The sequence below is a fragment of the Meridianimarinicoccus marinus genome, assembly GCF_040689105.1.
Lineage (GTDB): Bacteria > Pseudomonadota > Alphaproteobacteria > Rhodobacterales > Rhodobacteraceae > Meridianimarinicoccus > Meridianimarinicoccus marinus.
Genome location: NZ_JBFBVU010000057.1, coordinates 1 through 9,463, shown reverse-complemented (window position 1 = coordinate 9,463; position 9,463 = coordinate 1). Strand labels below are relative to the sequence as shown.

At 61.2% G+C, this 9,463-nt stretch carries 9 protein-coding genes; 7 read left to right on the top strand and 2 right to left on the bottom strand.

The window, feature by feature from the left end; genetic code table 11:
• On the bottom strand, positions 1-498 hold a 498-nt coding region (locus AB0T83_RS19750; protein WP_366194923.1), incomplete at its 3' end, for a transposase.
• Positions 499-751: 253 nt separating this feature from the next.
• Positions 752-1,396 (bottom strand): GntR family transcriptional regulator, encoded by a 645-nt coding sequence (locus AB0T83_RS19745; protein WP_366194922.1) that lies wholly within the window; start codon positions 1,394-1,396, stop codon positions 752-754.
• On the opposite strand from AB0T83_RS19745, the gene AB0T83_RS19740 reads away from it, so the two are divergent.
• The 7 genes from AB0T83_RS19740 (at position 1,395) to AB0T83_RS19710 (ending at position 9,293) form a co-directional block, all read left to right on the top strand.
• Complete coding sequence (locus tag AB0T83_RS19740) at positions 1,395-1,538, top strand: hypothetical protein (protein ID WP_366194921.1); 144 nt, start codon at positions 1,395-1,397, stop codon at positions 1,536-1,538. The genes AB0T83_RS19745 and AB0T83_RS19740 overlap by 2 nt on opposite strands.
• Before the next feature lie 400 nt (positions 1,539-1,938).
• A complete protein-coding gene (locus AB0T83_RS19735) occupies positions 1,939-2,160 on the top strand; it encodes an integrase core domain-containing protein (RefSeq protein ID WP_366194920.1) in 222 nt (73 codons plus the stop codon).
• Positions 2,161-2,337: 177 nt separating this feature from the next.
• On the top strand, positions 2,338-2,871 hold the full coding sequence (locus AB0T83_RS19730; protein WP_366194919.1) for a VOC family protein: 534 nt from the start codon (positions 2,338-2,340) through the stop codon (positions 2,869-2,871).
• 25 nt (positions 2,872-2,896) lie between these two features.
• Complete coding sequence (locus AB0T83_RS19725; protein ID WP_366194918.1) at positions 2,897-4,060, top strand: alpha/beta hydrolase family protein; 1,164 nt, start codon at positions 2,897-2,899, stop codon at positions 4,058-4,060.
• A gap of 24 nt (positions 4,061-4,084) precedes the next feature.
• A complete protein-coding gene (locus tag AB0T83_RS19720) occupies positions 4,085-5,137 on the top strand; it encodes a TAXI family TRAP transporter solute-binding subunit (protein WP_366194917.1) in 1,053 nt (350 codons plus the stop codon).
• A gap of 66 nt (positions 5,138-5,203) precedes the next feature.
• A complete protein-coding gene (locus AB0T83_RS19715) occupies positions 5,204-7,567 on the top strand; it encodes a TRAP transporter permease (protein ID WP_366194916.1) in 2,364 nt (787 codons plus the stop codon).
• 37 nt (positions 7,568-7,604) lie between these two features.
• Positions 7,605-9,293: a sulfatase-like hydrolase/transferase gene (locus AB0T83_RS19710; protein ID WP_366194915.1), complete on the top strand. Its 1,689-nt coding sequence runs from the start codon at positions 7,605-7,607 to the stop codon at positions 9,291-9,293.
• Positions 9,294-9,463: the final 170 nt, after the last annotated feature.

The following is a 9,463-nucleotide window of genomic DNA, read 5'->3' as shown; positions in this document are numbered from 1 at the left end:
TGACGCCGACCTCATCGAACGCATCATGGCCGACGAGTAATACCGGTGAGGCAAGACGGCCCTCGGCGTAGCTTTACTGCCGTTCCTTGGGCCCTGCAGAGAGGCCGCTGAAATGACCCACGGCACACGGTACATGGCCCGGACGCCGAACTCTTCGCGATGCGTCTCAATGAAGGAGTACGTGATGGAGACACGCGCGCGACATACGCCGTTGCCGTCGACAGGGCATTGATCCCCCGGATCAAATCCTGATCCGCCTCGGTTCAGGAGGTCGCGCTCCCCGGTCACCTTTGCCAGTTTGCGCTTCAGCGGCAGATTCCGGGCTTCATATCCTTGGCCGGGGTTCACATCCGGTGCCGCGACGAGCTTGCGCCAATTGCACAGAGAACGCGTGTTCACGCTCAGGCGCCGGGAAACTTCCCGAACCGGCACCCCCAGCCGCGCAATCTGGTACACAGCATCACGCCCGAACGCTTCGCTGCAGTTGCTTGTCGCCACGTTGGCCGCCTCGCCTCAAAGACAGGGGGCAAGGTTTCTACATATCCAGGGGCATCCCAATCTGATTGGGGCCCGGCACGCGGACTTTTTCCATTGCCCGACAGGTGTTGCATAGCATTGCAGAAAGGAAGGGCCGGCGATCAATTGCCCTGCCCGCCCAAGCCGGACAAATGACCGCAAACTGCTTCGATCAAAGTAGCTCACAAAATCCCTTGTGAAACCGGGGCCGTCCACAAATGACTGCACCCGGCATTCATATATCGTGCTCTTGCGCGGAAATATTTGCGCTGGAAAGGATATGCGAGCGCATGATCGAGGAAGCCCATTCCGGGTCGCGCGCGGACAGAGCGTCGATGATTTCGCGGTGGTGATCCATCGACCGCTGAAGCCGCGCCGGGCTGAAAGTTGAAAAGCGTCTCTGGACGAGCAGAGGATGGGCGAGATTGCCGATCACTTCCGCCAGTCTCCGGTTGCCCGAAGCACTGATGATGTTCATGTGAAACTGGCTGTTCAGACGGGTTATTTCTTCCAGATCGGCCGCATTGGACCGGGCCGCCGCCTGCTCCATGTCATCGGCAAGCTCTCGCAACACGACAAGTTCTCCGGCGTGAATTTTTCGCGCGGCAACGCCGGCCCCGAAACTCTCCAACAATGCCCGCAGATCAGTGATTTCACCAATATCCTGACTGCTCCAGTTGGCGACTCGCGCGCCCTGGTGGTGCAGCATCTCGATAAAGCCCTGGGCGGACAGTTTCTGCAGGGCATTGCGGATCGGAGTTCGGCTTACGCCGATCTGTTCGGCGAGCAGTTCCTCCTTGACCCTGTCACCCGCCTTGAGTTCGCCAGACATGACAGCGGCCTTGATCCGTTCGTACGCGAGGTCTGTTGCACTGGGCATGTCGTTCTTCCTAAAAGTTGTTCTGCTGCAATGGCTGCGCGCGGGTGCGAACGAACGGCTCTTGTCACTGGGTTTCACTGACGGTGCCGCGTTCCGCAATAACAGTCGCGCCAAGGCGGGCCATGCTGCACTGGTGGCTTGATCGCCCGAGCCGGCCTGGAATGGTATCCATTACTAGGGGCCAGACACGTTGATATCAAGAATTATCTCGCCCATTGAATCCAAGCCAAAGCCGATCCCCGAGGGCCGTTCTTGACGACATCGATCCGCAACGCGATCGGGACCCGGCTGGCAAGGTGCCGGCTCGCTCCCAGCGTTTGCCAATTCTGTCCGCCTCGGGACCAGAAGCCATGCCTTTGCAAGCCACACCGTCAGCAGGGTGCCATGCCTGCCCCCCCCCGCCCAGTGAAGACCTGCTCATGCGACAAGGGAGAACGTAGCGATGGGCATGGCGACGGACGGCAGGATCAAGGGTTGGATGGCGACGCGGAAGACGGCTCTGGGGGTCGAAATCATCCACGGCCATCGTCCGCGGCTATCGGTTGAAGCAGGGGTTCATTCCGCCTCACTGGCCTTGGCGGAACCGCATGATTGAGCGCTTCATCCAAACGCTCAAGGCGCAATGCGTGGGGGGACATCGCTTCGAGAGCATCCGGCATGCGCCGCACGCGATTTGCGATCGGATTGCCGTCCGCAACAACCGCCATTCATCTTCATGCCCCGCCATACGCACGGCTGCCAGGGCATTCGGACGGGCCGCTTGACCCGAGCAGATTTCGCGGGGTCGATACATTCACGAGAGGCTGAATTTGTTCGGAAACTCCAATCGTTGTATACAACTATACAAAATATAAGCGATTGGCTTGACTAAATACCATGTGTTGGATACAAAACAAACGCAATCAATAGCCGAACACACCTGATCTGAGAGGAGTAGACAGATGCCCGTCGCTGGACTTCACCATGCCGCCTACCGCTGCAAAGACGCAAAAGAGACCGTCGAGTTTTACAGGAAGTACCTGGACCTCGACTTCAATATCGCCGTTGCCGAGAACGAGGTTCCGTCCACCGGAGAGTGGTCACCGCACATCCACATCTTCCTCCAGATGCCCGATGGCTCCTTCATCGCCTTTTTCGAACTGCCGGAAGACAAGGGCAACATCCTCGATCCGGAAACCCCGGCCTGGGTTCAGCACCTGGCGCTGAAGGTGGAAAATATGGATGTCCTGAACGCCTATCGGGACCGGCTGGAAGCCGGCGGCATCGATGTGCTCGGCCCCACCGATCACGGCTTGTGCCAGTCGATCTATTTCCGCGATCCCAGCGGCCACCGGCTTGAACTGGTCGTCGACACGTTGACCCAGGAGTTGGCAGACCGGCTGCGGGAAAAAGCGCCGGAAATGCTGCAGATCTGGTCCGAGACGAAACGGGCGCCGGACGTCGACCTCGACCTTCACGCAAACGCCCGCGGGTAAGATGCGACCAAAGGGAGGACCTGGCATGCCGGTCTCATACGAAGTGATACGGGAGCCTGTGATCGTCTCGTTCACCGAAACCGCCGCGTTCACCGAAACCTACGGGTTCACGGGCAGCCAGGGAAAGGTTTTCCTGGAGGGGCAGCGCATCCTTCCCAAGGGTCGCGACAGTAACACAGTGCTGCTTTTCATGCATCCGGCGTCCACCCTGAACCTGATGCCGCTGCCGGTCGCCCTTGCGGCGGCGGGCAGCCATGTACTGTGTTGCGGCTCGCGTTTCGCCAAGAACGACACTGCGCTTATCATGGAAAAGGTGGTCGCGGATCTGGGCGCCTACATACGCTACGCGCGCGAAGATCTGGGCTACCAAAACGTGGTGCTGTGCGGCTGGAGCGGCGGCGGGTCGCTGGCCACACTGTATCAGTCGCAGGCGGAGAACACGACGATAACGGACACGCCCGCCGGCGATCCTTACGATCTGACCGCAATGGACCTGATCCCCGCCGATGCGCTGATGTTCATCGCGGCGCATACCGGGCGCGCCCGCACGCTTGCCGAATGGATCGACCCTTCCGTTCTGGATGAGTTTGATCCGGATGCGCGCGACCCGGAGCTTGACCTTTACGGCGGAAAGATCGAACCGCCCTTTTCCAGTGATTTCGTCCGGACATACCGCGCGGCGCAAATCCTTCGTGTGCGCCGGATCACCGACAAGGCGTTGGAGGTGCTCGAAGATCTCAAGGCACGGGGCACCAAGGAAGTGGAGCGCCCGTTCCTCGTGCACCGCACCATGGCAGACCCGCGCTTCCTGGACCCGGGGCTGGAGCCGAATGACCGTCAGCCGAACTGGTGCTACATGGGCGCGCCTGAAACGGTGAACTCCGGCCCCGTGGGTCTGGCTCGATTCACCACGCTCAGGGCCTGGCTGTCGCAATGGTCGGCGGATCATTCCCGCGCCGACGCCGAAGCCTGCATCCGGAATGTCACCGCACCCCTGCTGGTAATCGAGAACACGGCGGATGACGCGGTTCCGGTCTCGCACCCGGCCTGCGTCTTCGAAGCGGCGCAGATGAAAGACAAGACCTTTGAGCGCATCGAAGGTGCCACGCATTACTACCGTGAACAACCCGAACATCAGGCTCTGGTCGTCAACCAGATCACGGCGTGGCTCGCCGAACGCAACATGTAACATCACTCTGGGAGGAGAAGTCAGATGAAGACCATTCGAAACACCGTGCTCTGCGCAGCTGCCGCCTTGGCCTGCGCAATGACCGGACCCGCCGAGGCGCAGACCAACTTGAATGCCGAGACCGGCTCGCCGGGCGGTTCTTCCTATACCACGCTGCTGCATCTGGCCGAGATCGGCAAGCGCTCGGGCGCGGCCAATCTGCAGATCACCGAAGGCCAGACCCTGACCAATTCGGTGCGGAATGTCGCCGAGGGCAAGACCGATATCGCGCCTGCCCCGTTCATCATTCCCTTCCTGCTGAGCAAGGGCCTCGGCCCCTACGCGTCTGTCGGAGACGAACAGGGCCAGGAACTTGCCGGCAATCTGCGACTCATCTTCCCGTATATTTTCGGCGTCTATACCTTTTTCGCCTATGACACCTCCCCGGTCGATGGCTGGGACTCGATCGCCGGCAACAAGATCCTGAACGGGCCTCCGGGCGGCGCGGCGGTCAATACCAGCCGCGGACTGGTGCAGATCGTGACCGGCCTGACAGATGGCAAGGACTATGAAGGCGTCCAGATCAACTGGGCCCAGGCCACCGAAGCAATCATGCAGGGCACCGTCGAGGCGGCGGTTTCGCCGGAGCTCTATCCGTCGCCGCGGATCGTTCAGGCGTCGTCGGCGGGCCGGGTGAACATCTATTCTATCCCCAAGAACGTCTATGAGGCAGAGACCACCGGCCGTTTCCTGAGAGCCCCCGGATCGGCGCCGTATGAGGCCCCGATCGAGGCTCTTGAATTCTCCGACAACGTGGCCTTCGTCAGCGAAGACGAGATGTTCCGCGGCCTCGCGGCGATGGGCGGTGCGGTCGTCAACAAGAACATGGACGAAGACCTGGCCTATCGCCTGGTCAAGGAATACGTCTCCACGCTCGACGAGCTTAAGGCGAAAGTGCCCTACGGCGGCATGATCGGCCTTGATCAACTGGACGCGGACAAGTCCGGCATGTGTGGGGCGAACCCGCTCAAGTATCATCCCGGTGCGGTGCGTGCCTGGGAAGAAGCCGGCTACACCGTTCCGGACTGCGCCAAATAAGACTTTGAATTTTGCGGCCGGGTGCCCCGACGGGCGTTGCCCGGCCCCACGCGAGGACGTTCGGACATGGCCACCATTGCGGAAACAAAAAGCAGAACGCGCAACCTGCTGTTCATTCTTTCTCTGGTGCTTGTCGCCATCGGAATGCTGAACAGCACCCCCGGCATTCCGGGTTGGGATTCTCTGGCGCAGTCCCTGTTTGGCATGCGCGCGCGCAGTTTCCCCACCGAGTGGCTGTTTCCGCTGGTCTTCGCCTTGTTCATGATCATCGTGGCGATGGACAACTCGATCGGGCGCAGCTGGTCGACCCGTGGCCGTGGCTGGCAAGCAATGGGATACACGATAGATATCCTGTTGGTGGTCGCGGCCTTTGCCATATCCGCCTCTTTTCTTGTCGAAAACAATGCCATCTGCCTGATTGACCAGGTCACCGGCGAGCGGGCGCGGCTGATCACCGAGGCGCTGGCGAAGGAAGCCGAATACGCCGCCATGATGGGGCTGCCCGAGCCGACCGTCGTCGACAACCCGATGTGTCAGGCAACCACCGGCCCCTGGCTGCCCCTGATCGTCGGCTTCGCGGTCGTGATCTTCCTTGGCTACAACGTCAAGGTCTGGGGCTTTCCGCTCGTGTTCGTGGCGATCCTTGTGGCAGCTTACACGATCCTTACCGTGGTCGTGTGGTATTTCTACGGTGCCGATGACATCAACAAATACCTCGTGACGAAGGTCGGGGGCGAGCCCCGCAGCTGGTCCGATCTCAGACCCAAGGTGCAGGATATCCTGGTCAACCAGGGCTCGGGCCTGCTTGGCCAATTCATGTCGGTCATTCTGAACACGGTCTTCCCCTATATCGTGCTGGGCGGGCTTTTTGGGGCATCGGCAGGCGGGCAGACGCTGATCAAGCTCGCATTCCGCTGGACCCGGCATCTGCGCGGCGGCCCCGCCCATGCGGCCATCGTGTCGTCCTCGCTTTTCGGAACGATTTCGGGCGGCCCGGTTGTTAATGTCCTGTCCACCGGCAGGCTCACCATTCCGATGATGATCAAGAGCGGCTTCTCGCCAACCTTCGCGGGCGGTGTCGAAGCCGCCGCATCATCGGGCGGATCAATCATGCCCCCGGTGATGGGCGTGGCGGCCTTTCTGGTCGCCGCGCTGACCGCGACTCCCTATTCCGACGTGATCATCGCCGCGATTCTTCCAGCGCTCGCCTATTTCCTCTGCCTGTTTCTTTCTGTCATGTTTCAGGCCCGACGTCAGAATATCCATGCCGTCGGCAGCCTGACAGAGGACATGCGCATGTCGCGCGAGGACCCGATCCACCTTTTGCAGATTTTCCTGCCGATCCTGCTGATCTTCGTGGTGCTGCTGTCGTCCAAGGAATCCGTGGGCTGCGGCTGGCTGGGTGCCCTGCTGGGGGCCGAGCGCACTGTGGTCGACGGCACCTGCCGGGCGACGGACCTGCCCTGGATCCTGCATCTGTTCCGCAATTCGATCGGCGATGCCGGCAGCGCCGGGTGGTGGGCCACCGTGCTGCTGGCGGCGCTGCTGTTCCTGGACAGGACGGTCCGGAAATCGCCCTGGCTGCTGCTCGATGCCCTGTCGGACGCGGGCCGGACCATCGCCAAGCTTTACCTGATGTTTCTCGCGGTTTCGATCATCGACTTCTGCCTCAATTTCACCGGCCTGGCCCGCTTTGTGGCGATCGACATCCTGACGCTTCTGGACGGGCTTGACCTTGGAGCGGGCGGGTCGCAGGTCTTGACGCTCCTGGCGCTCTTCGTGACCATGTGTCTGGCGGTGATCCTGGGCATGGGGATGCCTTCGGTGCCGGCCTATATCAATGTCGCGCTTCTCATGGGGCCACTGCTCAGCGGGCTCGGCATCGCGACCTTCACCGCCCATATGTTCGTGTTCTATTTCGCCGTTGCCAGCGCGATCACGCCGCCCGTGGCGATCGCGGCCTTCGCAGCGGCCTCGATCACCAAGGCGGATCCACTGGCCTCCGGCTTTTCGGCGGTGCGGTCGGGAGTGGTCATGTTCGTGATCCCCTTCATATTCGCAATGTATCCCGAACTTCTGATCGTCGACGCCGCCATCATCGACCCGGCAAGCAGCATCGGCGATACCGGGGCCTACCTGTCTGGCTATGACGGCACACTGCATGTCGGCGCCCTGGCCCTTCTGCTGCTCAGGGTCGTCTTCGCACTGTTCATTCTGGCCAGTGCGCTTGCACGGTTCGACGCAAGCCGGCTGGCGGGATGGGAGGTTGTCCTCAGGCTGATCCTTGCCGCCGCCATCATGCACATGTCACCCATGGTCTGGGGGGCGGCCGTGTTGATCGCAATTGGTGTGCTGGTGTTCCACCGTCTGAGTGCCAGAAACGCCGCCGCCAGGGAAACCCCTGATCCAGATGCCCCGCGATCGGCATAGGGCATCGCCTAGACGCGCAGCAAAAGGAAAGAGCGAGATGGCAAAGGCCAGGAACATTCTGTTCATCATGTATGACCAACTGCGCCGGGACTATCTGTCCTGCTACGGTCATCCCCATCTTGAAACCCCGCATATGGACCGGCTGGCGTCCATGGGCATGCGTTTCGACCGCGCCTACATCCAGTCGCCGGTCTGCGGATCGTCGCGGATGTCGACCTATACCGGGCGCTATGTGCACAGCCACGGCGCAACCTGGAACGGCATTCCGCTGAAGGTCGGCGAGATGACCATGGGCGATCACCTGCGCAAGGCGGGCATGGAGTGTTATCTGGTGGGCAAGACCCACATGGTGCCCGACCGGGAAGGCATGGCGCGGCTGGGGCTGAGTCCTGAATCGATCATCGGCGCGCGGGTGTCGGAATGCGGCTTTGACGTGGTCGAACGTGATGACGGCGTGAATCCCGACGGCCCGGACGGGCGCTACGATTCCAAGGCGGCGGAACACTACAATGCCTATCTCCGCAGCCGGGGATACGACAGTGACAACCCCTGGCATGATTATGCCAACTCGGCGATCGGCGAGCAGGACGACGTGCTGTCGGGCTGGTTCCTCAAGAACGCGGCCCATCCGGCCAATATCGAGGAACAGGACAGCGAAACCCCCTATTTCACCCGCCGAGCGATGGAATTTCTTGAAACCGCTGATCAGCCCTGGTGCTGCCACCTGTCCTATATCAAGCCGCACTGGCCCTATATCGTGCCCGAGCCCTATGCCAGCATGTATGGCGCGCAGCATGTCCTGCCGCAGGTCGCGACGCAGGACGAATTCGACAACGCGCATCCGGTTCTCAAGACGATGATGAAAGGGGTGATCGGGTCGTCCTTCAGCCGTCCCGAAGTCCGCAACGCGGTCATCCCCGCCTATATGGGGCTGATCAAGCAGGCGGACGACCAGCTTGGCGTGCTTCTGGACTGGATGGAACGCAGCGGCCGGATCGAGGACACGATGATCGTTCTCACCTCCGATCACGGGGATTTTCTGGGCGATCACTGGCTGGGCGAAAAGATGTTCTTCCACGATGTCTCGACGCGGGTCCCGCTGATCGTCTACGACCCCAGCCCGGCGGCAGACGCCACCCGGGGTACGGTCTGCGACGCGCTGATCGAAGCCATCGATCTGGCCCCGACCTTCGTTGAAGTCGCGGGAGCGGAGGTGCCGGACCACATTCTGGAAGGCCACAGCCTGTGCCCGATCCTGCATGGAGAGGCACAAGAACTTGCCCGCAGCTATGTCATCTGCGAGGTCGATTTCTCGGGCGCGCCGTTCGGCGACGCGCTGAAGGCGGACATGCGTTCATCCATGGGCTTCATGATCGCCAACACTAAATGGAAGATGGTTCATTTCGAGGATGGCAATCCGCCGGTTCTGTTCGATCTGGAAAACGACCCCGACGAACTGGTCGATCTGGGCGGGGATCCGGACTATGCCGACGTCCTGGATGAGATGTACGACCAATTGGCGGACTGGGCGCGCCGGCCTTCGCAACGCACGACGGTTTCGAAAAAGGGGCTGGCCGAGATGCGGGTCAAGACGCGCAGGTTGGGCGTGACCATCGGCGCCTGGGACGAAGCAGACTATCCAGACGAATTCACCGCGAAATACCGCGGCATCAAGGCCAGACCCTTCCAGCAGATCGTGAAAGAACGCGGGGACAGGCAGTCGTAGGGGACGCCGCAGCAGTCAAACGGTTCAGATGGCCCCCTCCGTCCGCCCTCGTGTCAGATGGTGTATTCGGCTTTCGCCCCACTTCCAGCTTCGGTCTCTGAGGAGTGCTGCGCCTCGATCTGATGGTAGACGTGGTCCGGGAGAACCCGCCACAAGCATCAGGGAAGAAG

What these genes read in the sequence shown, in the direction of transcription:
- AB0T83_RS19715 (WP_366194916.1), top strand. Translation starts at nt 5,204, where the DNA reads ATGGCCACCATTGCGGAAACAAAAAGCAGAACGCGCAACCTGCTGTTC.
- AB0T83_RS19720 (WP_366194917.1), top strand. Translation starts at nt 4,085, where the DNA reads ATGAAGACCATTCGAAACACCGTGCTCTGCGCAGCTGCCGCCTTGGCC.
- AB0T83_RS19740 (WP_366194921.1), top strand. Translation starts at nt 1,395, where the DNA reads ATGTCGTTCTTCCTAAAAGTTGTTCTGCTGCAATGGCTGCGCGCGGGT.
- AB0T83_RS19710 (WP_366194915.1), top strand. Translation starts at nt 7,605, where the DNA reads ATGGCAAAGGCCAGGAACATTCTGTTCATCATGTATGACCAACTGCGC.
- AB0T83_RS19730 (WP_366194919.1), top strand. Translation starts at nt 2,338, where the DNA reads ATGCCCGTCGCTGGACTTCACCATGCCGCCTACCGCTGCAAAGACGCA.
- AB0T83_RS19745 (WP_366194922.1), bottom strand. Translation starts at nt 1,396, where the DNA reads ATGCCCAGTGCAACAGACCTCGCGTACGAACGGATCAAGGCCGCTGTC.
- AB0T83_RS19725 (WP_366194918.1), top strand. Translation starts at nt 2,897, where the DNA reads ATGCCGGTCTCATACGAAGTGATACGGGAGCCTGTGATCGTCTCGTTC.